Origin of the sequence: Leucobacter ruminantium (assembly GCF_017565705.1) — a bacterium.
Taxonomy (GTDB): Bacteria; Actinomycetota; Actinomycetes; order Actinomycetales; family Microbacteriaceae; genus Leucobacter; species Leucobacter ruminantium.
In genome coordinates this window covers 275146-299434 of record NZ_JAGDYL010000001.1, presented here as the reverse complement: position 1 = coordinate 299434, position 24289 = coordinate 275146, and the positions used below count along the sequence as shown (strand labels likewise).

The following is a 24289-nucleotide window of genomic DNA, read 5'->3' as shown; positions in this document are numbered from 1 at the left end:
CGACTCAGCACTGAGGAGTGGAAGTGAGCAGTGACAGCAGGTACGCCATCCGTTGCGAGGGCGTGTCGAAGAAGTTCTCGGGCAAGTACGCGGTGCACCGCGCAGATCTCGAGGTCGCCGCCGGTTCGATCCATGCGCTCGTCGGCGAGAACGGGGCCGGCAAGTCGACGCTGCTCGGGATGATCTCCGGGCGCCTCGCGAACGATGAGGGCCGCGTCCTGGTATTCGGCGAGGAGCTCCGGGCGGCGAGCCCGCGCGATTCCCGCAAGCACGGGCTCGCGGTGGTCTATCAGGAGCTGACGATGGTCCCGGCGCTGACCGCGGCCCAGAACGTGTTCCTCGGCCAGCTGCGGTCGACCGCCGGATTCGCGGATGACGCTCGGATGCGCGCGCGGTTCCTGGAACTGTGCCGCGAGTTCGACGTGCAGATCGACCCCGACGCGCAGGCCCGGGACCTCTCGATCTCGCAGCAGCAGATCGTCGAGATCATGCGCGGGGTTCAGGCGGACAGCCGGATCCTGATGCTCGACGAGCCGTCCGCCGCGCTGGCGGAGTCCGAGCGGGAGGTGCTCTACCGAGTGCTCTCCAAGCTCAAGCGCGACGGCACCACGATCGTATTCGTCAGCCACAACCTCGACGAGGTGCTGGCGCTCAGCGACCACATCACGGTCATGCGCGACAGCGAGGTCGTTCGCTCCGACCCGCGCGCGGTCTGGGACAAGCAGTCGATCGTCCGCGCGATGGTCGGCAAGGACGCGGCGATCGTGCGCAAGCCACGGCAGCACGAGCTCGGGGAGGTCGAGGTGCGGATCGGGGACGTCTCGCTCGCCGGCGGCCTGCACGGCATCGACATCAGCGCGCGCCGCGGCGAGATCATCGGCATGTGGGGTCTCGTCGGCTCCGGCCGCACGACCTTCTTCCGCTCGCTCTTCGGGTTGATCCCTCAGGCCACGGGCACGGTGGAGATCCGCGGCCGTCGACGACCGTTGCCGCGTTCGGCGCGGCAGGCCATCGCCGCGGGAATCGTGATGGTCCCCGAGAGCCGCAAGGCGGCTCTCGTCATGGGGATGGACAGCATCTCGAACTACTGGCTCGGCCGCCGCCCGCCGGGCAGGTTCTTCGTGTCGTCGCGGCAGGAGGAAGCACCGGCGAAGCGCGTCTCGGAGTTCTTCGGCTTCAATGCGCGGCGTCTGCGCGATCAGGTGCGAAACCTCTCCGGTGGCAACCAGCAGAAGGTGCTGCTCGCGAAGTGGGCGGGCCGCGACCCGCATCTCTTCCTGATCGACGAGCCTACGCGCGGCATCGATGTCGGGGCCAAGGTCGAGGTGCTCGACTCGTTGCGCGACCTGGCCGCAGACGGCGCGACCATCATCGTGACCTCCTCCGAGCTCGAGGAGGTGCTCGCCATCTGCGATCGCCTGCTCGTGTTCTCGCACGGGCGGGTGGTGCACGAGGTGGACATGGCCGAGGGGGAGACCTCGGTCGAAGAGATCTTGAAATTCGGATTCGGAGAAAGCAAAGAATCAGCATGAACGACGTCAGCAGTTCCGCGGCGACCGCGGCGACCCCCAGGGTCTCCGACGGTGTCGGAAACGGGAACCGGAGTTTCGGCCATTTCGCCACGAAGTACGCGATGTTCGGTGTGCTCGTGGCCCTGATCGTGGTCGCCACGATCCTCTATCCGGGGTTCCTGAACCCCGCTAACATCGGGAACATCCTCGCGCAGAACGCGGCCGTCGGGCTGATCGCGATCGGGATGACCTTCGTCATCATCAGCGGGGGGTTCGACCTGTCGGTCGGGGCGACATACGCGCTCGGGGCGACGCTGTTCGCCGGGTTGACCCTGCAGACGGGATCGGTCGTCGTCGCAGGGATCGGCGCCCTGGCGGCCGGGCTCATCGCCGGCCTCGTGAACGGGCTGATCATCTCGCGGCTGAGCGTGAACCCGTTCGTCGCCACGCTGGGGACGTCCTCGGTGATCAGCGGCATCGCCTACATCTACTCGAACTCCTCGCCGTTTATCGTCAACAGCGTTCCGGCGTTCCAGGATCTCGCGCTGACCCGGATCGCCGGCGTGGTGCTGCCGATCTGGATCCTGATCATCGCGTTCGTCCTTGCCGCGGTCCTGCTCGCGAAGACGACCTACGGACGGAACGTCTACGCGGTCGGCGGGAACTACGAGGCGGCCTGGCTGACGGGCTTGCGGGTGAAGGGGCTGAACAGCAGCGTCTACGTGTTCACCGGTGCACTCGCGGCGCTCGCCGGGATGATGGACTCCTCCCGTCTCGGCGTCGGGCAGGCGGACGTCGGGGGTGCGATGGCGCTCGACGCGATCGCGATCGTCGTGGTCGGCGGCACCTCGCTGCTCGGCGGCGAGGGTGCGATCTGGCGTTCCGCGGTGGGCCTCCTGATCCTGGCGACCCTCACGAACGTCTTCTACAGCCTGAACGTCTCGCAGCACTGGCAGCTGATCGCCAAGGGCATCATCGTGGTTGCGGCGGTCGCGGTCGACGCCGTGATCCGTGCGAAGAAGCGGGGTTGAGCGATGAGCGATGAGCTGCAGCCGGGCTCGCCCGAGGACGCGATCGACGTCCCGGGACTCGCCGCGGACGTCGAGATCCGCATCGATGCGTCGGGGATCCCTCATATCTACGCGCAGAGCCGAGACGATGCGTACCTGGCGCAGGGGTTCAACGCGGCGCGCGACCGGTTGTTCCAGATCGATCTGTGGCGCAGGCGCGGGCACGGTCTGCTCTCCGAGGTCTTCGGAGAGGCGTACGTCGAGCAGGATGCGGCCAACCGATTGCTGCTCTACCGCGGTGATATGGCGGTGGAATGGGCGGCATACGGTGCGGGCGTCCGCGAGGCGGTCGAGTCGTTCGTCGCGGGGGTCAACGCATACATCGAGTGGGCCTGCGCCGATCCGGTACGGCTCCCTCCGGAGTTCGGACTCTACGACTACCTGCCGAGCCGGTGGGATCCGGCGGATGTCGTCAGGTTCCGCACCCACGGCCTCTTCTACAACGTCGAGCAGGAGGTCGCGCGTGCCCGGACGGTGCACCTCGCCGGTGCGGCGGCGGACGAGCTGCGCCAGGCGCGCGAACCGGCCGACCCGCTCGTCGTCCCGGACGGCATCGACTGGAGCCTGATCGACGAGGGCGTGCTCCGCACGTATCGGCTGGCGTTCGCTCCGGTATCGTTCGACGGCACCGCCGACCCCGCGTCCGCCATCGAAGGCGTCAGCGGGAGCAACAACTGGGTCGTCGACGGGTCGCGCACCGACACCGGCCGCCCGATCCTCGCCAACGACCCGCACCGTGCGGTCACGCTGCCGTCGCTCAGGTACGTCGCCCACCTCGTGACGCCCGACCTCGACGTCATCGGCGCCGGGGAACCGGGGCTCCCCGGGATCTCCATCGGGCACAATGAGCGGGTCGCCTTCGGGCTCACGATCTGGCCGGCCGATGTCGAGGACCTGTACGTGTATCGGCTCGATCCCGAAGACGCCGAACGGTACCTGACCGATCGAGGCTGGCAGCAGTTCGAACGCGCCGAGGAGTCCGTTCCCGTCCGGGGCACCGCGCCCCGGGTGGTCGGGCTCAGGTTCGCGGAGCACGGGCCGGTGATCCACCATGATCCGGAGCGAGGGATCGCGATCGCCCTGCGAGCGGTCTGGCTCGAGGCCGGGATGGCGCCGTACGTCGCCAGCCTGGGATACGGCGACGCGCGAGACGGCGACGAGTTCATCGCCGCGCTGGATCGCTGGGGAGCCCCCGCCGTGAATCAGGTCTTCGCGACGGTCGATGGCGACTGGGGCTGGCAGGTCGCCGCCCGGATCCCTCGCCGCGAAGGTTGGGACGGGAGCATGCCCGTGGCCGGCGACTCGGGTCGCGAGTGGCGGGGATTCGTCACGTCGTCGGAGCTCCCTTCCGAGCGCAGGCCGGATCGCGGCTGGATCGCCACCGCGAACGAGGAGAACCTGCCGGCCGATTGGACGGATCGGGGTCTCACCGCGACCTACGACTGGTACTCGGGCGCTCGCGCGCGGAGGCTGCGCGAGTGGCTGGCCGAGGATGACTCGGTGAGCGTGGCGCGGTCGGCGGACATGCAGATGGATGAGCTCAGCGTGCACATGCGCGAGCTGCTCGGGCTCCTCTCGGCGTTCCCACCCGCAGCGCCGAGCCTGGCGCGGGAGTTCGACGCTCTGATCGGTTGGGACGGCCACGAGGGGGCCGATTCCCGGGAGGCGCTGATTGCGCAGATCTGGGTGAGGCGGCATCTGCGGGAGCGGCTCGTGCGTGAACGGTTGACTGCGGACGGCGTGCAGGGGGCGGCGCTCGAGGAGGCCGTCTCGCTGCTGCTCACCGACGAATCGTTCGGCGGCGACCTCCGCGGGGAGCTGATCCTGGCCCGGTGGATGGGGGACGCGCTCGGCGATGCGGCATGCGGCCTGCTCGTCGAGGAGACCCTGCGGGCCGCGATCGCGGAGATCGAGGATCGGTTGGGGTCGGAGGCCGACGGGCCCTGGGCCTGGGGACGGCTGCATCACTCGTCCGTGACCCATCCGGCGTTCGCCCGTCGCGCCGATAAGGTCGATCCCTCCTGGGTCGCGCTCGGCCCGACCCCGCGCGGCGGAAGCGGCGATACGGTCGGGATGGCGGGGTACGACGCGGGCTTCCGTCAGTCCATCGGTTCGACGTTCCGCATGGTGCTCGATGTGGGGGATTGGGATCGGAGCGTCGCGATGAACAGCCCGGGTCAATCGGGCGACCCGAGATCGACGCACTACGGCGACCTGTTCGGCCCCTGGGTGGCGGGGGAGACGTTCCCCCTCGTGTACTCCCGCGCCGCGGTCGAGGCGCGCACGGCCCGCATCCTGCGCCTACGGGCGAGCGGTCGAACGGGAGTAGACCCCGCGTCTTAATTTATGGTCGGAGTCGATGAATTGCGGGCCGGAACGGCGCTTCCCCGTGTTTCCGGGGGAGTGCCGATCCGGCCCGCGGTCGTTCCCCCGCGGAACCGCGACGCGGGGTTCTCGGAGCGTCGCACAGATGCTACTATGAGCAGACTTCTGAATATCGGCTATCAAGCTGCAGCGGGAGAGCCCAGGCCAGACCTGGCGCCGTAGGAGCAAACCCTCCCCGGGAATCTCTCAGGCATCCGTACCGCCGCAGCACGGCAACTCTGGAAAGCGACCGCGGGCGACCGCGGCCCACCGAAGGTGCAACGGTGCTCCGATCCCTATCGCAGCGCCCGAATCTCTCAGGTTCCATAACAGAGCGGGGAGGATCCCACATCCATTCGCGCCCCGCGCGGCACTCACGACGGAGATCCTCTTGAGCATCAGCCCTGAAGTACGCCACTTCTCTGATCGCCACATCGGCGTCACCACCCCGGCCGATATCGCGGCCATGCTCGATCGCCTGGGCTACAGCGACATCGACGAGCTCGTCGACACTGCGGTCCCCGCGGTCATCCGCAAGGCCGAACCGCTCGATCTGCCGCCGGCGCGCAGCGAAGAGGAGATTCTCGCCGATCTCCGCGCCTTCGCCGGCAAGAACACGCTCAAGACCCAGATGATCGGCCAGGGCTTCTACGACACCCACACTCCGCCGGTGATCCGCCGCAACGTGCTCGAGAGCCCCGCCTGGTACACGGCCTACACGCCCTACCAGCCCGAGATCTCGCAGGGCCGCCTCGAAGCCCTCCTCAACTTCCAGACCATGGTCTCCGACCTCACCGCGCTGACCGTCGCGAACGCCTCGATGCTCGACGAGTCCTCGGCCGCCGCCGAGGCCGTGCTGCTCATGCGCCGCGCGAGCAAGGCCGCGCCGACCGCGAAGGCCGTCATCGACGCCAATGTCTTCCCGCAGACCCTCGCCGTGATCCGCGGTCGCGCCGCGGCGCTCGACTTCGAGGTCGAGGTCGCCGACCTGACGCAGGGACTCCCCGAGGGCGACATCTTCGGCATCGTGCTGCAGCAGCCCGCGAGCGACGGCTCGGTCTCCGACCAGTCGGACATCATCGCCGCAGCCAAGGAGCGCGGCGCGATGGCCACGGTCATCGCGGACCTCCTCTCGCTCACCCTCATCAAGGCCCCGGGCGAGCAGGGCGCCGATGTCGCGGTCGGCAACACGCAGCGCTTCGGCGTGCCGCTCTTCTTCGGCGGTCCGCACGCAGCCTACCTCGCCATCCGCGCCGGCCTCGAGCGCTCGCTCCCCGGCCGCCTCGTCGGCGTCTCGAAGGATGCCGCGGGCCGCCAGGCCTACCGCCTCGCCCTCCAGACCCGCGAGCAGCACATCCGCCGCGAGAAGGCCACCAGCAACATCTGCACGGCTCAGGCGTTGCTCGCCATCACCGCCTCCATGTACGCCGTCTACCACGGCCCCGCCGGTCTCAAGGCCATCGCCGAGCGCGTGCACGCGCACGCCCGCACCATCGCCGAGAGCCTCCGGGCGGCAGGGATCCCTCTCGCCTCCGACTCGTTCTTCGACACGGTCGTCGCCACCGTCGCGGGTCGTGCCGATGAGGTCATCGCCGCCGCGGCCGATGCCGGGATCAACCTGCGCCGCATCGACGCCGACACTGTCGGCATCTCCACCGACGAGACGACCACCGCGGCCCACGTGGCCGCCGTCGCGCACGCATTCGGCGCCAAGACCGCGCCCGCCGTCGCCGTGGGCGACTACGCCTTCCCGGCCGAGCTCGTGCGCGAGAGCGACTACCTGACCCACCCGATCTTCAACAGCGTGCGCTCGGAGACCCAGATGCTGCGCTACCTGCGCCGCCTCGCCGACCGCGACCTCGCGCTCGACCGCACCATGATCCCGCTCGGCTCCTGCACCATGAAGCTGAACGCCACCGCCGAGATGGAGGCCATCTCCTGGCCCGAGTTCGCGGGCATCCACCCCTACGCGCCCGAGGACCAGACCGTCGGATGGCGCGAGCTGATCGCCGACCTCGAGGGCCGCCTCATCGAGATCACCGGCTACGACGCCCTGTCGATCCAGCCGAACTCGGGCGCCACGGGCGAATACGCGGGCCTGCTCGCGATCCGCCAGTTCCACCTCTCGAATGGCGACGCCGACCGCACGATCTGCCTCATCCCGGCCTCGGCGCACGGCACCAACGCCGCCTCCGCCGTGCTCGCGGGCCTGAAGGTCGTGGTCGTGAAGAACACCGAGACCGGTCTCATCGACATCGAGGATCTCGACGCGAAGATCGAGAAGCACCGCGGTGAGCTCGCCGCCATCATGATCACCTACCCCTCGACCTACGGCGTGTACGACGCCGATGTGCGCGAGGTGTGCGACAAGGTGCACGCGGCCGGCGGCCAGGTCTACATCGACGGCGCCAACATGAACGCCCTCGTCGGCCTCGCCCAGCCCGGCAAGTTCGGCGGCGACGTGTCGCACCTCAACCTGCACAAGACCTTCGCCATCCCGCACGGCGGCGGCGGCCCCGGCGTCGGCCCGATCGGCGTGGCCGAGCACCTCAGGCCCTTCCTGCCCGGCGACGCGACCGGCACCTACAGCGTCGCGGACGGCACCCCCGTGGTCTCCACGCTGTTCGGTTCGGCCGGCGTGCTGCCCATCTCCTACGCCTACATCGCGATGATGGGCGCCGACGGCCTCACTCAGGCGACGAAGACCGCGCTGCTCAGCGCGAACTACATCGCCTCGCGCCTGACCGAGCACTTCCCGGTGCTCTTCACGGGCAACGCGGGCCTCGTCGCGCACGAGTGCATCCTCGACCTGCGCGAGCTCACCGCGAAGTCGGGCGTCACCGCGGAAGACGTGGCGAAGCGCCTCATCGACTTCGGCTTCCACGCGCCGACCCTCGCCTTCCCCGTCGCGGGAACGCTCATGGTCGAGCCCACCGAGTCGGAGGATCTCCACGAGATCGAGCGCTTCATCGAGGCGATGATCGCGATCCGTGCAGAGATCGACGCCGTCATCGCGGGCGAGCACGAGCTCGCCGAGTCGCCGCTGCGCCGCGCCCCGCACTCCGCGGAGACGATCATCGCGGGGGAGTGGGATCGCGCCTACTCGCGCGAGCAGGCCGCCTATCCGGTGGCGCGCCTCCGCACCGACAAGTACTTCCCGCCGGTCGACCGCATCGACGGCGCGTTCGGCGACCGCAACCTCGTCTGCGCCTGCCCGGCGCCCGAAGCCTTCGAGTAGGCCTTCGCCCTGCTGCGCCGGCGGCGCAGCAGCCACATCACGAACATCAGCAACGGATCCCGACCTTCGACGCGGGATGACGGAAGAAGAAACATGACTGCACCGAAGCACACCGCACTGCACGCCGAGCACGAGAAGCTGGGCGCCTCCTTCACCGACTTCGGCGGCTGGGACATGCCGCTCAAGTACGGCTCCGAGCTCGCCGAGCACCGCGCCGTGCGCGAGGCCGCCGGACTCTTCGACCTCTCCCACATGGGTGAGATCCGCGTCGAGGGGCCCGACGCGGCCGCGTTCCTCAACACCGCGCTCGCAGGCAACCTCGGCGTCATCGCGGTGGGCCGGGCGAAGTACTCGCTGATCCTCGCCGAGGACGGCGGCATCGTCGACGACCTCATCAGCTACCGTCGCGGCGAGAACGAGTACCTCGTCGTGCCGAACGCCGGCAACGCGCCCGTGGTGGCCCAGGCCTTCGCCGAGCGAGCCGCCGGCTTCGACGTCACCGTGACCGACGAGTCGGCCGCCACCAGCCTCGTCGCCGTGCAGGGCCCGAAGTCGGTGGAGATCCTGCTCGCCCTCGTGCCCGAGGAGCAGCACGGCATCGTCACCGACATGAAGTACTACTCGGCAGACGAGGTGACCGTCGCCGGCATCACCGTGCTGCTGGCCCGCACCGGCTACACGGGCGAGGACGGCTTCGAGCTCTACGTGCCGAACGAGCAGGCCTCCGCGCTGTGGGCGGCCCTGCTCGAGGCGGGCGAGGCCCACGGTCTCATCCCCGCCGGCCTCGCCTCGCGCGACTCGCTCCGCCTCGAGGCGGGCATGCCCCTCTACGGCAACGAGCTGAGCCGCGACATCGACCCCTTCGAAGCCGGTCTCGGCCCCGTCGTCTCCTTCAAGAAGGAGGAGCGCTTCGTCGGCCGCGACGCCCTCGAAGCGAAGCGCGAGGCGCCCCGCGAGCGCGTGCTCGTCGGGCTCAAGGGCGCGGGCCGCCGCGCCGGCCGCGGCGGCTACGCCGTGCTCGCCGACGGCGAGCAGATCGGCGAGATCACGAGCGGCCAGCCCAGCCCGACGCTCGGCTACCCCGTGGCGCTCGCCTACGTGAAGCCCGAGTTCTCGGAGGTCGGCACGCAGCTCGCCGTCGACCTGCGCGGCAAGGCCGAGCCCTTCGAGGTCGTCGCACTGCCCTTCTACAAGCGCGCCCAGTAGTTTTATCCGAACACCACACCCCAACTCTCCCCGAAAAGGAAACACATCATGAGCAAGGTACAGTCCGGTCTGCGTTACTCCGCCGAGCACGAGTGGATCAACGACGAGAGCCCCGCGGTCGTCGGCGTCAGCGAGGTCGCTGCCGACGCCCTCGGCGAGATCGTCTACGTCGAACTGCCCGAGGTGGGCGCCACGATCGAGGCCGGCTCCGTGATCGGCGAGATCGAGTCGACGAAGTCGGTCTCCGAGCTCTACTCGCCCGTCTCGGGCGAGGTCGTCGAGGTCAACGAGACCGTCGTCGACGACCCGACGCTCGTCAACTCCGATCCCTACGGCGCCGGCTGGCTCATCAAGGTCGCCGTCTCGGAGGAGGGCCCCCTGCTCTCGGCCGAGCAGTACGCCGCCGACAACGGGGCCGAGCTGTGAGCCGCTTCGAGCCGGTTGTTTCGCCCTCGCTCAATCAGCCCATCGCGCAGCTGGATCCCGAGGTCGCCGAGCGGATCGATGCGGAGCTTGCGCGTCAGCGTCGGGGTTTGGAGATGATCGCGTCGGAGAATCACACTGCGGTGGCTGTGATGCAGGCGCAGGGTTCGGTGCTCACCAACAAGTACGCGGAAGGGTATCCGGGTCGCCGGTATTACGGCGGGTGCGAGGAAGTCGACGTGGTCGAGCAGCTCGCGATCGACAGGGTCAAGGCGCTGTTCGGGGCCGGGTTCGCGAACGTGCAGCCCCACTCGGGTGCGCAGGCGAACGCGGCGGTGATGCATGCGCTCATCCGTCCGGGGGACACGATCCTGGGCCTGAACCTCGCGCACGGCGGGCATCTCACGCACGGTATGAAGATCAACTTCTCGGGTCGTCTCTACAACGTCGCCGCGTACAGCGTGGACGAGGAGACCCTGACGATCGACATGGACGAGGTGGAGCGTCTCGCGCGCGAGCACAAGCCGCAGTTGATCGTGGCGGGCTGGTCGGCGTACCCGAGGCAGCTCGATTTCGCGCGGTTCCGTCAGATCGCGGACGAGGTGGGGGCGTATCTGATGGTGGATATGGCGCACTTCGCGGGTCTGGTCGCGGCGGGCCTGCACCCGAACCCCGTGCCCCACGCGCACGTCGTGAGCTCGACCACGCACAAGACCCTCGCGGGTCCGCGCGGCGGCATCATCCTGACGAACGACGCCGAGATCGCGAAGAAGATCAACTCGGCGGTGTTCCCGGGTCAGCAGGGCGGCCCGCTCGAGCACGTCATCGCGGGCAAGGCGGTCGCGTTCAAGGTGGCGGCGTCGGAGGAGTTCCGGGAGCGGCAGCAGCGCACGCTGCGGGGGGCTGCGATTCTGGCTGAGCGTCTCACGCGTCCGGATGTGGCCGAGCGCGGTATCTCGGTGTTGACCGGCGGCACCGATGTGCATCTGGTGCTCGTGGATCTGCGGAACAGCGAGCTCGACGGCCAGCAGGCGGAGGATCTGCTGGCGCGGGTGGAGATCACGGTGAATCGGAATGCGGTGCCGTTCGATCCGCGCCCCCCGATGGTCACGTCGGGGTTGCGGATCGGGACTCCGGCGCTCGCGACGCGTGGGTTCGGTGAGGAGGCGTTCCGTGAGGTCGCGGATGTGATCGCGGAGACGTTGATCGCGGGCACCGCCGACGGCGGGGCTGACGAGGCGACGCTCGCGGGCCTGCGTGATCGTGTCACCGTGTTGGCTGACGCGCATCCGTTGTACCCCGAACTCGCGCCGCTCGCGTAACCGGGTTCGCGGCATTTCCCGGGGGTTGCGCGGATCGGCAGGATCCCTCCGCGCAACCCCTTCGTGAATCACCAGCAGAAAGAAGCACACCATGGCGATCAGCGTCTTCGACCTGTTCAAGGTCGGCATCGGTCCGTCGAGCTCGCACACCGTCGGGCCGATGCGCGCAGCGCACCTCTTCGTGGCGCACCTGGAACGCACGGGGCTGCTGGATGCCGTCCGGGGGCTGCGGGTGGATCTCTACGGATCCCTCGCGGCCACCGGCAAGGGGCACGGCACCTTCACGGCCGTGCTCCTGGGGCTCGAGGGCTACGACCCCGAGACCGTGCTCCCCGACGAGGTCGACAGCTCGCTCGCCCGCATCGAGGAGACCGGCGAGCTGCGGCTCGGCGAACAGCTCGGCAGGGATCCCGTGCTCGTGCGCTTCGGGGTGCCCGACATGGTGCTCCACCCGCTGACGGTGCTGCCTCGGCACACCAACGGCATGCGCATGGGCGTCGTGGACGCCGAGGGCGAGCTCATCGACGAGCAGACCTACTTCTCGGTCGGCGGCGGGTTCATCATCCGAGAGGGCGCCGAGGACGAGGTGCTCGATCGTCTCGAGTCCGCGGTCTCGGAGCTGCCGTATCCCTTCACCACCGCCGTGGAACTCCTCGAGCACGCGAGGGCGAACGATCTCTCGATCGCCGAGGTGATGCTCGAGAACGAGAAGGCACTGCGCGACGAGGCGACCGTGCGCGACGGACTGCACCACATCTGGGACGTGATGGAGGGATGCAAGAACTCGGCGCTCGAGCGCACCGGCGTGCTGCCGGGCGGCCTCAACGTGCGCCGTCGCGCTCCCGAGTGGCACCGCCGGCTCAGCGAGCAGGATCCCGACAGGGATCCCCGCTACTGGCAGGAGTGGACGAACCTCGTGGCCCTCGCCGTCAATGAGGAGAACGCCTCGGGCGGCCGCGTGGTAACGGCGCCCACGAACGGCGCCGCAGGCATTATCCCGGCCGTGCTCTTCTACGCGACGCACTACGCGCCGGGGGCCGAGACCTGGAGCGACGAGGAGAAGCGGCGTCAGATCGCCAGTTTCCTGCTCGCGGCCGCCGCGGTCGGCGTGCTCTACAAGGAGCAGGCCTCGATCTCGGGCGCCGAGGTGGGGTGCCAGGGCGAGGTGGGATCGGCCTCCTCGATGGCCGCCGCGGGTCTCGCCCAGGTGCTCGGCGGTACTCCCGAGCAGGTCGAGAACGCCGCGGAGATCGCGATGGAGCACAACCTCGGCCTCACCTGCGACCCCATCGGCGGGCTCGTGCAGATCCCGTGCATCGAGCGCAACGCCATCGCGGCGTCGAAGGCCGTGAACGCCGCGAAGATGGCGCTCATGGGCGACGGCTCGCACCACGTCAGCCTCGACGAGGTCATCATCACGATGCGCGAGACGGGCCGCGACATGAGCGACAAGTACAAGGAGACCGCGATGGGCGGCCTCGCCGTCAACGTGGTGGAGTGCTGAGGGGGCGCGGATCCCTCGCCCCCATGCCCAGTGAGTGCTGAGGGATGCCGGTCCCTCGCAGCGCCTCGTCGAACCCGTGCGCCGCGCGCCTTCCGGGCGTATGCTCGCAGCAGGTCGGAAGGAGCCGCCATGCCGCTCGCAAGGGTTCACAACATCGCTGTCTCGCTCGACGGCTTCGCCACGGGTGAGGGACAGTCGCGCGAAGCGCCGTTCGGGCACGCGGGGACTCGGCTCATGGAGTGGTTCTTCCCGACGGCCACCTTCCAGGGGCTGTCGGGGGACCGCGAGCGGCAGGCCGTGGACCCCGCGTCCGGGCCCGACGACGCGTTCGCCAGGCGAGCCTGGGAGGGCATCGGCGCCGAGATCATGGGAGCGGGAAAGTTCGGCCCGCCCGGTTGGCAGCGCGACCCCGAGTGGCGCGGCTGGTGGGGCGATGAGCCGCCCTTCCACACGCCTGTGCTGGTGCTGACGCACGAGCCGAGGCCGCCGCTCGAGCTCGGCGAGACGACCTTCCACTTCGCGGCGGTCGAGCCGCGCGAGGCGCTCGACCGGGCGTTCGAACTCGCGGGCGGACTGGACGTTCGGCTCGGCGGAGGGCCGAGCTCGATCCGCGAGTTCATGGCGGCCGGTCTGGTTGATCTGCTGCACGTGGTGCAGGTGCCCGTGCTGCTCGGACGGGGCGTATCGCTGTGGAGCGGGCTCGAGGGGTGGGAGCGCGACTACGAGGTCGAGTCGACGTCGACGCCGAGCGGGGTGACCCACCTGGTGTTCACGCGCCGGTGAGGGGCGTCTGCGGTGGGCGAGGCGGGCGGGCGACGGCGGTGCGGGTGCGCTGTGCGAAGCGGGCCTGGAATGTGCGCTAGGCTGGTCGGGTCGCAGATGCTCGCCTCCGTAGCTCAGGGGATAGAGCGCCGGTTTCCGGTACCGTAGGTCGGGGGTTCGAATCCCTCCGGGGGCACGAGCGACAGCCCCTCCTTCCGCAGAATCACGCGGGAGGAGGGGCTTTTCGTTTCGGTCGGGAAGCGTGGGAGTTCGGCGGTAGCTCGGCAGTAGACGCTGCTGGAAGTCGGAAACGGAACGTCTACCGGCCAGCGCAGAGTCCCTGCCGCCGACCCGGCGAGCGTAGGCCCGCCCCGCCGGTTGAGCGAGCCTTGGGTCGAGCGAGCGGAGCGAGTCGAAACCGAGCGAGTCGAAACCGCGATGCCCGCCGTCGCTACAGCAGCAGGCCGATGGTGAGCGCGACGACGGCCAGGAGAGGGACCGTGCCCTGCTTGAGCGCAGCGCCGCGCTTGTCGGGGGAGGAGAGCAGCAGCACGAGGGCGGCGGCGGCCATCGACCCGGCTCCGGCGAATACGAGTGCGGAGCCGATCGCGACCGCGCCGGTCGCGATCAGCGCGATGCCGATGCCGGTCACGATCGCCAGGAACACGTTGTAGAAGCCCTGGTTGAAAGCCATCTCCCGGGTGGCCTCCGCCTCGGCCTCCGAGGTGCCGAAGGTCGCGCGCACCTTCGGGCTGGTCCAGGCGATGGACTCCATGGTGAAGATGTAGACGTGCAGCAGCGCGGCGATGCCGGCGAGCACGAGAGCGGCGACGATCATGCGGCGAAGTCTACCCGTCCGGGCCGGCGCGACCCGCCTTTCGCCGCATCGAGTTGACGCGTTCCGCTCTCAAAGCGACGTGAGACAGCCGAACGAGTCAAGTCGATGGCGCGAGGGCCGAAGCGCTGCGTCTCACTCAGTCGCCGTCGTAGTTCTCGACGCGCCTGCGCCTGCGCGGCTGCGTGGTCGCCTTCAGGAAGAGCCGCACGAGGGCCTGCTTCTTCTCGAAGTAGGCGTGCCTGCTGAGCTCACCCCGCTCGAACTGCCGCTCGAGTTCGCGGATGGTCGACGTCGAGTGCTCGGCGTCGTAGCGCGACGCAGATGCGTCGAGCCCGCCCTGCTCCCGTATGCCCACGGCTTTCCCCCCTGCCCCGCTCGCATACCTGCGTCGGCTCGCACTTCTGCTCCGTCCGCGTTCAGGGTATGCGGCCCCGCTGACAACGACGCACAGCCCTCGCCCCGCATGGGCGTGCGCACGAGCCGTCACGAGTAGACTGGACCCTCGTGACGCCACAAGAACTCGCCAGCGCCCTCGCCCGCATCCTCACCGACATCGTCGCCGCACGCGGCTCCGAGATCGAGGTCACCGAGCAGGACACCCAGGTGGAGCGCCCCAAGAACCGGGAGCACGGCGACTGGGCGTCGAACGCGGCGATGAAGTTCGCGAAGCGGATCGGCACGAACCCGCGCGAACTCGCCCAGGAGATCGCGGAGCGAGCGGCCGGGATCGACGGTGTTGCGAAAGCCGAGATCGCGGGCCCGGGCTTCATCAACATCACCCTCGACGCGGCCAGCGCCGGCGAGACCGCCCGCCGCGTCGTCGAGCAGGGCGAGGCCTACGGTCGCGGGAACGCCCTCGTCGGCCAGCACATCAACCTCGAGTTCGTGAGCGCGAACCCCACGGGCCCGCTGCACATGGGCCACACCCGCTGGGCCGCCCTCGGCGACTCGACGGCCCGGGTGCTGCGGGCGGCGGGCGCCGAGGTGACGAGCGAGTACTACATCAACGACGCCGGCGCGCAGATGAACAAGTTCGGGCGCTCCGTGCTCGCCGCAGCCCTCGGAGAGGAAGCGCCCGAGGACGCCTACCCGGGCGAGTACATCCAGGCGCTCGGCGCGCAGGTGCGAGAGCGGATCCCTCATCTCTCGGAACTCGCGGCGAGTGATCGCGAGGCCGCCCTCGAGCAGGCGCAGGAACTCGGCTACCAGCTGCAGCTCGCGGAGATCAAGGATTCGCTCGAGCGCTTCAACGTGCACTTCGACGTCTACTTCTCGGAGCGCACGCTGCACGCGCGGGGCGAGAACGGCGAGCCGAGCCCGATCGAGGCCGCGATCGACCGCCTGCGCGAGCAGGGCCACGTCTTCGAGGACGACGGCGCGATCTGGGTGCGCACGACCGACTTCGGCGACGACAAGGATCGCGTGTTCACCCGCGGCAACGGCGTCTACACCTACTTCGCGGCCGACGCCGCCTACTACCTGTCGAAGATGGATCGCGGCTTCGGCGAGAAGATCTACCTGCTGGGCGCGGATCACCACGGATACATCGGCCGCCTCACCGCGATCGCGGGGGCTGCGGGCGACAACATCGAGACCGACATCACGGTGCTCATCGGCCAGCTCGTGAACCTCAACGGCGCCCGCCTCTCGAAGCGCGCGGGCAACATCATCGAGCTCGACGACCTGCTCGAATGGCTCGGCAGCGACGCCCTGCGCTACTGGCTGGCCCGTTACCCGGCCGACTCGCCGCTCGCGCTCGACGGCGAGAAGGTGCGCAGCCGCACGAACGACAACCCCGTCTTCTACGTGCAGTACGCGCACGCCCGCACCTGCGCCGTCGATCGCAACGCCGTCGCGGCCGGCGTGCGGCGCGAGGACGCCTTCGCGCCCGAGCTGCTGACGCACGAGACGGAGACCGAGCTGCTCGGCAAGCTGCAGCAGTACCCCGGCATCGTGGCGGGCGCGGCGGAGCTGCGCGAGCCGCATCGCATCGCCCGCTTCCTCGAGGAGCTCGCGGCCGCCTACCACCGCTGGTACGACAACTGCCGCGTGATCCCTCAGGGAGACGAGCCGGTGGAAGATCTGCACCGCACCCGACTGTGGCTCAACGACGCGGCGGGCCAGGTGCTGCGCAACGGCCTCGACCTGCTGGGCGTCTCCGCGCCCGAGCGGCTGTAGGCGATCATGGCGATCTGGGTGAAGCGCCTCATCGCGATCGTCGTGTCGGTCGCGGTGCTCGCCGGTCTCGGCGAGATCGCACTGAGACTGATCATCCCGAACGCGATCGCGGGGGCGGTGCGCAGCCAGCTGAAGCTGACGCCCGACCATCCCGTCGACGTGTCGCTCGGCGGATCGGCGCTGCTCTACGCGGTGACCGGCCGCGTCGGCGATGTCACGGTGGACGTGCCCGACACGCCGCTGATCGAGGGTCTCACGGCCGATGCCAGTCTGCATGCGGCCTCGGTGCCCTTCAATCCGACGTCGGGCGAGATCCGAGAGGGATCCGTGGCGCTCACGCTCTCGCCCGAGCAGTTGGGCGCTGTGATCTCCACGCTGACGAGCGGGGTCGCCGACACCGGCGAGGTGCGCGACGGCTCGCTCGTCGTCGGCCGCACCATGGAGTTCTTCGGCCAGCAGGTGCCGCTCACCGCGACGCTGCAGCTCGCCGTCGTCGGTGACGGCGACGTGGAGGTGACGCCCGAGGGGCTGAGCGCGGCCGGGCTCGACCTCAGCACCGAGATGATCGCCCAGGCCGGCGGCTCCGTGCTCGAGCCGCTGCTGCAGCCCCGCACCGTCTGCGTGCGTGACCAGCTGCCGAAGGGCCTGAAGCTCACGGGAATCAGCTTCTCGAGCACGGGCTCGGCGACGATCGAGGCCGATCTGGCGCCGGGGATCCTCTCGGACCCGGCACAGCGCGACACTGGGAGCTGCGAGGCTGGCTGAACGGAGCGCGATCTGCGCCGCATTCCGTCATGGGGCCGCGATCCCTGTAGAATGATCGGGTTCGACCAGGGGCGACGCCCCCGTTCGCACGGCTTCAGGGGCCAATCCGGGTCCGCTCGCCACCGGCCGCCCGCGCGCGGTCACTGCGAGCGCGAACGCACCCCCGACCGCAGCAGGAGCGAACGATGACGCAGGTGAACGCCGCCGACCCGAACGGGATCGACCCCAGGGTGTTCCCGCCGACGGCGCGCCGGGGCCGCGAGTGCGGCCAGCTGAAGCTCGCCGATCTGCGCGCGACCGAGCTCATGGCCGAGTTCGGCTCCCCGCTCTACGTCGTGGACGAGGATGCGGCGCGCTCCCGCGCGCGCGAGGTGCGCGAAGCCCTGCAGGCCGAGGCCGGGCGCATCGGCACGGAGGCCACCGTCTATTACGCGGGCAAGGCTCTGCTGTGCGTCGAGGTGGCGCGCTGGATGGCCGAGGAGGGACTCGCGATCGATGTCGCGAGCGGCGGCGAGCTCGCCGTGGCGCTCGCGGCGGGGGTCGATCCCTCGCGCATCGGCTTCCACGGCAACAACAAGTCGGTGGCCGAGATCGAGCGCGCGGTGGGGGCGGGCGTCGGCACGATCATCCTCGACAGCGAGATCGAGATCGAGCGCGTCGCCAGGGCCGCGAGCGTAGCCGGTCGGCGCCAGCGCGTGCGCCTGCGCGTGAACAGCGGGGTGCACGCCTCGACCCACGACTTCCTCGCGACCTCCCACGAGGATCAGAAGTTCGGCCAGCCGCTCTCGGCTGCGGCCGAGCGGATGCGAGGGATCCTGGCGCACGACAGCCTCGACTTCGTCGGCCTGCACTGCCACATCGGCTCGCAGATCTTCGCGACCGACGGCTTCCGCGAATCGGCCAGGCGCCTGCTCGGGGTCTACGCCGAGCTCGCGGAGATCGCGGGGCGTCCGATCCCGGAGCTCAACCTGGGCGGCGGTTTCGGCATCGCCTACACCTCTGCGCAGGCCGACGAGGCGCCCGCCATCGCCGACATCGCGCGCGAGCTCGCCGACATCATCGCCGACAGCGTCGCCGAGTTCGGCATCGATATGCCCCGCCTCGCGTTCGAGCCGGGCCGCAGCATCATCGGGCAGTCGGGCGTCACGCTCTACACGGTCGGCACGACGAAGCCGGTCGAACTCGCGGGCTCGGAAGCCGGGGGAGACCCGGCGGATCTGGGCTTCGCGGAACGGCTCTACGTGAGCGTCGACGGGGGCATGAGCGACAACGCCAGGCCGGCGCTCTACGGCGCCGACTACCAGGTGCGCCTCGCGAACCGGGCGAGCGACGCCGCTCCCGCCCTCGTGCGCGTGGTCGGCAAGCACTGCGAGTCGGGCGACATCGTGGTGCAGCGCGACCTGTTGCCCGGGGATGTGCGCCCGGGCGACACGCTCGCCGTCGCCGCGACCGGTGCCTACTGCTGGTCGCTGTCGAGCAACTACAACTACGTGCCCCGGCCGCCGATCGTGGCGGTCTCCGCGGGCACCGCGAGGCTGATCGTGCGCGGCGAGACCGAGGACGAGCTGCTCGCCAAGAGCGTCTACTGATGCAAGGAGACCGGCACGGCGCCCCGGCCGGCCGGAAGATGATGACCGGGAACAACCAAGGAGATGAATTGAACGGGTATCGCGACCTTCGTGTCGCGCTGCTGGGCTGCGGCTCGGTCGGCGCGCAGGTGGCCAGGCTGATCATCGAGAACGGGGATGAGCTCGCGGCGCGCATCGGCGCGCGTCTCACGCTCGCGGGGATCGCGGTGCGCGACCTCGAGTCGAAGCGCGATGTCGAGCTGCCCCGCGATCTGTTCACGACCGACGCGGAGCGCCTGGTGCAGGGCGCCGATATCGTGATCGAGCTCATGGGCGGCATCGAGCCCGCGCGCGGCCTGATCCTGCAGGCGCTGCAGGGCGGCGCCGACGTGGTCACCGCGAACAAGGCGCTGATCGCCGCGCACGGGCCGGAGCTCGCCGCCGCTGCCGAGCAGGTCGGCGCGCAGCTCTCGTACGAGGCCGCCGTGGCGGGGGCGATCCCGATCATCCGCCCGCTCCGCGAGAGCCTCGCGGGCGATCACATCACCCGGGTCATGGGCATCGTCAACGGCTCCACGAACTACATCCTCGACCGCATGGACCGCTTCGGCGACAGCGCCGACGACGCGATGCGCGTCGCGAGCGAGCTCGGCTTCCTCGAGGCCGATCCCACGCTCGACGTCGAGGGCTACGACGCCGCGCAGAAGGCGACCATCCTCGCGAGCATCGCCTTCCACACCAATGTGCCGGTCGATGCCGTGCACCGCGAGGGCATCACGACGGTGACGGCCGATCAGATCGAGGCGGCCAAGCACGCCGGCTACGTCGTCAAGCTGCTCGCCATCGCCGAGCGGCTCACCGCGGCCGACGGCACCGACGGGGTCTCGGCGCGCGTGTACCCGGCGCTCATCGGGCGCGACCACCCCCTCGCAGCGGTGCACGGCGGCAAGAACGCGGTGTTCGTCGAAGCCGAGGCCGCGGGCGAGCTCATGTTCTACGGCGCCGGAGCCGGCGGCTCCGAGACCGCGTCGGCCGTGCTCGGCGACGTCGTCTCGGCCGCGCGCAGGCACGTCGTCGGCGGCCCGGGCATCTCGGGCTCGCGTCACGCCGAGCTGCCGATCCTCTCGGTGGGCGAGGTCAGCACGGCCTACCAGATCATGCTCGAGGTGAGGGATCAGCCCGGCGTGCTCGCCGCGATCGCCGGCACGCTCGCGGAGCACGGCGTCTCCGCCGCGAGCGTCGAGCAGCCTGTTTCGCACCAGGCCGATGGGCGCGCCCGACTCGTGATCGGCACGCACCGAGCGCGCGAGGCCGACCTCGCGGCGACGGTCGACGCGCTGCGCGGCAGCGACGTGGTGCTCGAGGTCACGAGCGTGCTGCGGCTGGAGGGCGAGGCGTGAGCGGGTCGGGTGCGCAGCGGGCGGTGCGCGTGCGCGTGCCCGCGACGAGCGCGAACCTGGGCCCCGGCTTCGATACTCTGGGCATCGCCCTCGCCTATGGCGATGAGCTCACCGCGACCACCCGAGATGCTCCCGGCGCCAGGGTCGACGTGCGCGGTATCGGGGCGGGGGAGGTGCCGACCGACGAGACGAACCTCGTGGTGCGCTCGGCCGCCCACGTCTTCGAGCGCCTGGGGCGCACGATGCCCGGTCTCGACGTCGTGGCCGAGAACCGCATCCCGCACGGGCGGGGCATGGGGTCGTCGGGTTCCGCGATCGTCGCGGGCGTGATGATCGCGGCGGGTCTGCTGCAGAGCGATCCGGCCGACCCGATCGAGCTCGGCGAGGACGAACTGCTCGCCTTCGCGACGGATCTCGAGGGGCACCCCGACAACGTGGCGCCCGCGCTCTTCGGAGGTCTGACGATCGCGTGGACGACCGACAGCGGGCCGCGGTTCAAGCGGCTCATGGTGCACCGCGGGGTCTCGCCGCTCGTCCTCGTGCCGAGCTTCACGATGTCGACGGAGCTCGCGCGCAGCCTGCAGCCGAAGCACGTGCCGCACGAGGACGCGGTCTTCAACGTCTCCCGCTCCGCGCTCCTCATCGCAGCCCTCACGCAGAGCCCCGAGTTGCTGCTCGAGGCGACCGAGGACCGGCTGCACCAGAACTACCGCGGCGAGGCCATGCCCGCGACGAGGGATCTGATCGGCGAACTCCGATCGGCCGGCTTCCCGGCGGTCGTCTCGGGCGCAGGCCCCTCGGTGCTGGTGCTCGCGAACGGGCCGGCCGAACGTCTCGCCGCCTCCGACCTGGTAGAGGAGCGGCACGGCGATTGGCGCAGGCTTCTCCTCGCGGTCGACACCAAGGGTGCTACAGTGGAGGAGATCCCCGCGTAGCCCCTGCGGTTGCGTCGTGTCCGAGACCGGGAGTACCCCATGAGTTCGTCTCGCGCTCGCGAAGTGTGGATCGTTTCCTCGCCGGGTCGTTTCGCCCGGCGATCCCGAATTGCACGGATGTGCATGGCCGCGGGAAGGCATTGCTGAATGAGTGCGTTCTTCCGGCGGCGTTCACAGAGAGAGAATGTGAAATTGAACGTAGAAGACACGAACCCCGTCGTTCCCGAGTCGGCCCCCGAGGTCGCTGAGAAGCCGGTGCGCAAGCGCGCGCCGCGTCGCGCGACCGCCGCGGCCGGTGCGCCCGAGCCGGTAGCCGAGTCGGCTCCGGTCGAGAGCGCGGCTCCTGCCGAGGCCTCCGCCCCGGCGGCCGACGCGGGCAGCGTCGATGCGGCTCCTGCCGAGGCCCCGAAGAAGCGGGTCTCGCGCAGCCGCAAGAAGGCCGATGCGGCCGAGGCCCCGGCCGATGCCCCGGCGGTCGAGCCCGCTGCCGAGGAGGCTCCGACCGCGGAGGCCCCGAAGAAGCGGGTGTCGCGCAGCCGCAAGAAGGCGGAGGCGGCCGAGGCCCCGGCCGATGCCCCGGCGGTCGAGCCCGCTGCCGAGGAGGCTCAGGCCGCCGAGACCGCACCCGCGGGTCGCGGCCGTCGCCGCGCGAGCGCCCCGGCCGGCGCGGCCGACGCCGCGTCGGAGCCCGCTTCGGAGCAGGCCCCCGCAGAGCAGAGCGAGAGCGACGAGCAGGGCGAGAAGCCCGCTCAAGAGAAGACCGAGGGCGCTGAGAAGTCCGACGGCGAGCGTACCGACGGTGAGAAGGGCGGCCGCGGCCGCGGCCGCCGCAACCGCTCGCAGAAGTCGGACAACGGTGAGACCGTCGAGGGCGGCGAAGCCCAAGACGGCGCGAAGAACCAGGGCGACGACCGCTCCGAGAAGGGCGACCGCTCCGAGAAGAACGGGAACGGCCAGAGCGACCGCGGCGGCAAGAACGGCGACAAGAACGCCGAGGGCCCGCGCTCGAGCCGCACCCGTCAGCGCGACCGCAAGCGCCGCGGTCAGAACGACGACCTCGAGCCCGAGATCACCGAGGATGACGTGCTGCTGCCGATCGCGGGCGTGCTCGACGTGCTCGACAACTACGCCTTCGTGCGCACGAGCGGCTACCTCCCCGGCATGAGCGACGTCTACGTCTCGCTCGGCCAGGTGAAGAAGTACGGCCTGCGCCGCGGCGACGCAGTGGTCGGCGCCATCCGCCAGCCCCGCGAGGGCGAGGGCAGCCGCCAGAAGTACAACGCCATCGTGAAGGTCGACTCGATCAACGGACGCACCGTCGACGAGAACGAGAAGCGCGCCGACATCGCCGAGCTCACGCCGGTGCTGCCGCAGGAGCGCCTCCGCCTCGCGCAGGGCGAGGGCAGCCGATTCGGCGCCGCCGTCGACGCGATCGCCCCGATGGGTCTCGGTCAGCGCGCGATCATCGCCATCCCGGCGAAGATCCCGGCCGCCGGCCTGCTCGCCGAGCTGGCCGAGGGCGTCGCGGCGTCGAAGCCCGACGCGCACCTCATGCTCGTGCTCACGAACGCGCGCCCCGAGGAGGCGACCCAGCTGCAGCGCACCGTGCGCGGCGAGGTCGTCGCCGCGGCCTTCGACCGCCCGGCTGAGGATCAGGCGACCGTCGCCGAGCTCTCGATCGATCGCGCTCGCCGCCTCGTCGAGCTCGGCCACGACGTGGTCGTGCTGCTCGATTCGCTGAGCGATCTCGCCCAGGCCTACGTGCAGGCCCAGCAGGGTGGCCGCACGGCTCCCGAGGCCGCGCAGGCCCAGGCGATCGCCCAGGTCAAGCGCCTGCTCGCCTCCGCCCGCAACATCGAGAACGGCGGATCCCTCACCCTCGTCGCGACGGCCCGCACCAAGAGCGGAGTCGCTTTCGACAAGGAGCTGCTGCGCGAGATCACCCCGGCTGCGAACAGCTTCGTCAAGGTCTCGGGCGGCCGCTTCACGCCCGAGGTCGAGACCGAGGATTCGTACACGCTCGGCGCCGAGGCGATGCTGAGCGCCGCCGAGCTCGCCGAGCTGTCGAAGCTGCGGGCCGAATGATGTTCGAGCAGGTCGCCGGGCTCCTCGAGGAGCACGAGCGGCTCCAGGACGAGCTCGCCGACCCCGCTCTGCACGCCGACGCCGCGCGCGCCAAGAAGGTGAACCGGCGCTACGCCGAGCTCAGCAAGATCAAGGCCGCCTACGAGGGCTGGAAGCAGCTCGGCGACGACCTCGACGCAGCGCGCGAGCTCGCCAAGGAGGACGACGCCTTCGCCGAGGAGATCCCCGAGCTCGAGGCGGGTCTCGCCGAGGCCCAGGAGAAGGTGCGCCGACTGCTGATCCCTCGCGATCCCGACGACGCCCGTGACGTGATCCTCGAGATCAAGGGCGGCGAGGGCGGGGCCGAGTCGGCGCTCTTCGGCGGCGACCTGCTGCGCATGTACATGCACTACGCGGAGTCCAAGGGCTGGAAGACCGAGATCCTCGAGAAGGACGAGAGCGATCTCGGCGGCTACAAGAACGTGCAGGTCGCGATCAAGTCGAACGCCTCGGATCCCTCGCAGGGCGTGTGGGCGCATCTCAAGTACGAGGGCGGCGTGCACCGCGTGCAGCGCGTGCCCGTCACCGAGTCGCAGGGGCGCATCCACACCTCGACCACGGGCGTGCTCGTCTACCCCGAGGTCGATGAGCCCGAAGAGGTCGAGATCAACCAGAACGACCTCAAGATCGACGTCTACCGCTCGTCGGGCCCCGGCGGGCAGTCGGTCAACACGACCGACTCGGCGGTGCGCATCACGCACCTGCCGTCGGGCATCGTGGTCGCGATGCAGAACGAGAAGTCGCAGCTGCAGAACCGCGAGGCCGCGATGCGCGTGCTCCGCGCCCGACTGCTCGCGAAGCAGCAGGAGGAGGCCGCGGCAGAGGCGTCTGCTCACCGCTCGAGCCAGATCCGCACCATGGACCGTTCGGAGCGCATCCGCACCTACAACTTCCCGGAGAACCGCATCGCGGATCACCGCACGGGATACAAGGCCTACAACCTCGACCAGGTGATGAACGGCGCCCTCGAACCGGTGATCGAGTCGTGCATCCGCATGGACGAGGAAGACCGCTTGAAGGCGCTCGGCCAGTAGCGGGTTGCACTGCTCGTTCCGTGACGTCGGGGCGTTCGAGCGAGCGG

At 70.0% G+C, this 24289-nt stretch carries 18 protein-coding genes, 1 tRNA gene and 2 riboswitches; of the genes, 17 read left to right on the top strand and 2 right to left on the bottom strand.

All coding sequences use genetic code 11. The annotated features are described in order from the left end of the window. Positions 1-23: 23 nt before the first annotated feature. From J4H91_RS15835 to J4H91_RS01335, 10 genes are all read left to right on the top strand, one after another. Positions 24-1532 carry an ATP-binding cassette domain-containing protein gene (locus J4H91_RS15835; protein WP_208044448.1) on the top strand — a complete coding sequence of 503 codons (1509 nt, stop codon included), beginning with the start codon at positions 24-26 and terminating at the stop codon, positions 1530-1532. Then, the gene (locus J4H91_RS01375; RefSeq protein ID WP_208044447.1) at positions 1529-2542 is read left to right on the top strand and encodes an ABC transporter permease; all 1014 of its coding nucleotides are present in this window, start codon (positions 1529-1531) and stop codon (positions 2540-2542) included. Before J4H91_RS15835 ends, J4H91_RS01375 begins: the two co-directional genes overlap by 4 nt. Positions 2543-2545: 3 nt before the next feature. Beyond that, positions 2546-4924, top strand: coding sequence for a penicillin acylase family protein (locus tag J4H91_RS01370; protein ID WP_208044446.1), 2379 nt, complete (start codon positions 2546-2548; stop codon positions 4922-4924). A gap of 162 nt (positions 4925-5086) precedes the next feature. Continuing rightward, a riboswitch (glycine riboswitch) is annotated at positions 5087-5178 on the top strand. A gap of 1 nt (position 5179) precedes the next feature. Continuing rightward, positions 5180-5288, top strand: a riboswitch (glycine riboswitch). 48 nt (positions 5289-5336) lie between these two features. Continuing rightward, a complete protein-coding gene (gene gcvP / locus J4H91_RS01365) occupies positions 5337-8183 on the top strand; it encodes an aminomethyl-transferring glycine dehydrogenase (RefSeq protein ID WP_208044445.1) in 2847 nt (948 codons plus the stop codon). 93 nt (positions 8184-8276) lie between these two features. After that, complete coding sequence (gcvT, locus tag J4H91_RS01360; protein WP_208044444.1) at positions 8277-9389, top strand: glycine cleavage system aminomethyltransferase GcvT; 1113 nt, start codon at positions 8277-8279, stop codon at positions 9387-9389. A gap of 48 nt (positions 9390-9437) precedes the next feature. Further along, positions 9438-9815, top strand: coding sequence for a glycine cleavage system protein GcvH (gene gcvH / locus J4H91_RS01355; protein WP_208044443.1), 378 nt, complete (start codon positions 9438-9440; stop codon positions 9813-9815). Further along, the gene (gene glyA, locus J4H91_RS01350; RefSeq protein ID WP_208044442.1) at positions 9812-11134 is read left to right on the top strand and encodes a serine hydroxymethyltransferase; all 1323 of its coding nucleotides are present in this window, start codon (positions 9812-9814) and stop codon (positions 11132-11134) included. Before gcvH ends, glyA begins: the two co-directional genes overlap by 4 nt. Positions 11135-11225: 91 nt before the next feature. Next, positions 11226-12638, top strand: a complete 1413-nt coding sequence (locus tag J4H91_RS01345; RefSeq protein ID WP_208044441.1) for an L-serine ammonia-lyase — start codon at positions 11226-11228, stop codon at positions 12636-12638. A gap of 129 nt (positions 12639-12767) precedes the next feature. Beyond that, the gene (locus tag J4H91_RS01340; protein ID WP_208044440.1) at positions 12768-13421 is read left to right on the top strand and encodes a dihydrofolate reductase family protein; all 654 of its coding nucleotides are present in this window, start codon (positions 12768-12770) and stop codon (positions 13419-13421) included. Positions 13422-13523: 102 nt separating this feature from the next. Next, positions 13524-13596: transfer RNA gene (locus J4H91_RS01335), tRNA-Arg, on the top strand. Between the two features lie 255 nt (positions 13597-13851). Here the strand turns inward: J4H91_RS01335 and J4H91_RS01330 are convergent. Together J4H91_RS01330 and J4H91_RS01325 are read right to left on the bottom strand one after the other, a co-directional pair. Beyond that, a complete protein-coding gene (locus tag J4H91_RS01330) occupies positions 13852-14238 on the bottom strand; it encodes a DUF1304 domain-containing protein (protein ID WP_208044439.1) in 387 nt (128 codons plus the stop codon). A gap of 136 nt (positions 14239-14374) precedes the next feature. Further along, positions 14375-14593 (bottom strand): hypothetical protein, encoded by a 219-nt coding sequence (locus tag J4H91_RS01325; RefSeq protein ID WP_208044438.1) that lies wholly within the window; start codon positions 14591-14593, stop codon positions 14375-14377. A gap of 149 nt (positions 14594-14742) precedes the next feature. Here J4H91_RS01325 and argS point away from each other — a divergent pair, with 149 nt between their 5' ends. The 7 genes from argS (at position 14743) to prfA (ending at position 24242) form a co-directional block, all read left to right on the top strand. Next, a complete protein-coding gene (gene argS / locus J4H91_RS01320) occupies positions 14743-16416 on the top strand; it encodes an arginine--tRNA ligase (RefSeq protein ID WP_208044437.1) in 1674 nt (557 codons plus the stop codon). Between the two features lie 6 nt (positions 16417-16422). Beyond that, on the top strand, positions 16423-17181 hold the full coding sequence (locus J4H91_RS01315; protein WP_208044436.1) for an LmeA family phospholipid-binding protein: 759 nt from the start codon (positions 16423-16425) through the stop codon (positions 17179-17181). 185 nt (positions 17182-17366) lie between these two features. Further along, positions 17367-18770: a diaminopimelate decarboxylase gene (gene lysA, locus J4H91_RS01310; protein WP_208044435.1), complete on the top strand. Its 1404-nt coding sequence runs from the start codon at positions 17367-17369 to the stop codon at positions 18768-18770. A 68-nt stretch (positions 18771-18838) separates the two neighbouring features. Beyond that, entirely contained in the window at positions 18839-20149 is a 1311-nt protein-coding gene (locus J4H91_RS01305) for a homoserine dehydrogenase (protein WP_208044434.1), read from the top strand. Next, positions 20146-21084, top strand: a complete 939-nt coding sequence (gene thrB, locus J4H91_RS01300) for a homoserine kinase (RefSeq protein ID WP_208044433.1) — start codon at positions 20146-20148, stop codon at positions 21082-21084. The genes J4H91_RS01305 and thrB overlap by 4 nt, the downstream gene beginning before the upstream one ends. Positions 21085-21276: 192 nt before the next feature. Beyond that, entirely contained in the window at positions 21277-23169 is a 1893-nt protein-coding gene (locus J4H91_RS01295; RefSeq protein ID WP_243752474.1) for a hypothetical protein, read from the top strand. Further along, complete coding sequence (gene prfA, locus J4H91_RS01290) at positions 23169-24242, top strand: peptide chain release factor 1 (protein WP_208044583.1); 1074 nt, start codon at positions 23169-23171, stop codon at positions 24240-24242. The genes J4H91_RS01295 and prfA overlap by 1 nt, the downstream gene beginning before the upstream one ends. The last annotated feature ends 47 nt before the right edge of the window (positions 24243-24289 follow it).

What these genes read in the sequence shown, in the direction of transcription:
- J4H91_RS01375 (WP_208044447.1), top strand. Translation starts at nt 1,529, where the DNA reads ATGAACGACGTCAGCAGTTCCGCGGCGACCGCGGCGACCCCCAGGGTC.
- J4H91_RS01370 (WP_208044446.1), top strand. Translation starts at nt 2,546, where the DNA reads ATGAGCGATGAGCTGCAGCCGGGCTCGCCCGAGGACGCGATCGACGTC.
- gcvT (WP_208044444.1), top strand. Translation starts at nt 8,277, where the DNA reads ATGACTGCACCGAAGCACACCGCACTGCACGCCGAGCACGAGAAGCTG.
- gcvH (WP_208044443.1), top strand. Translation starts at nt 9,438, where the DNA reads ATGAGCAAGGTACAGTCCGGTCTGCGTTACTCCGCCGAGCACGAGTGG.
- J4H91_RS01345 (WP_208044441.1), top strand. Translation starts at nt 11,226, where the DNA reads ATGGCGATCAGCGTCTTCGACCTGTTCAAGGTCGGCATCGGTCCGTCG.
- J4H91_RS01340 (WP_208044440.1), top strand. Translation starts at nt 12,768, where the DNA reads ATGCCGCTCGCAAGGGTTCACAACATCGCTGTCTCGCTCGACGGCTTC.
- J4H91_RS01330 (WP_208044439.1), bottom strand. Translation starts at nt 14,238, where the DNA reads ATGATCGTCGCCGCTCTCGTGCTCGCCGGCATCGCCGCGCTGCTGCAC.
- J4H91_RS01315 (WP_208044436.1), top strand. Translation starts at nt 16,423, where the DNA reads ATGGCGATCTGGGTGAAGCGCCTCATCGCGATCGTCGTGTCGGTCGCG.
- lysA (WP_208044435.1), top strand. Translation starts at nt 17,367, where the DNA reads ATGACGCAGGTGAACGCCGCCGACCCGAACGGGATCGACCCCAGGGTG.
- prfA (WP_208044583.1), top strand. Translation starts at nt 23,169, where the DNA reads ATGTTCGAGCAGGTCGCCGGGCTCCTCGAGGAGCACGAGCGGCTCCAG.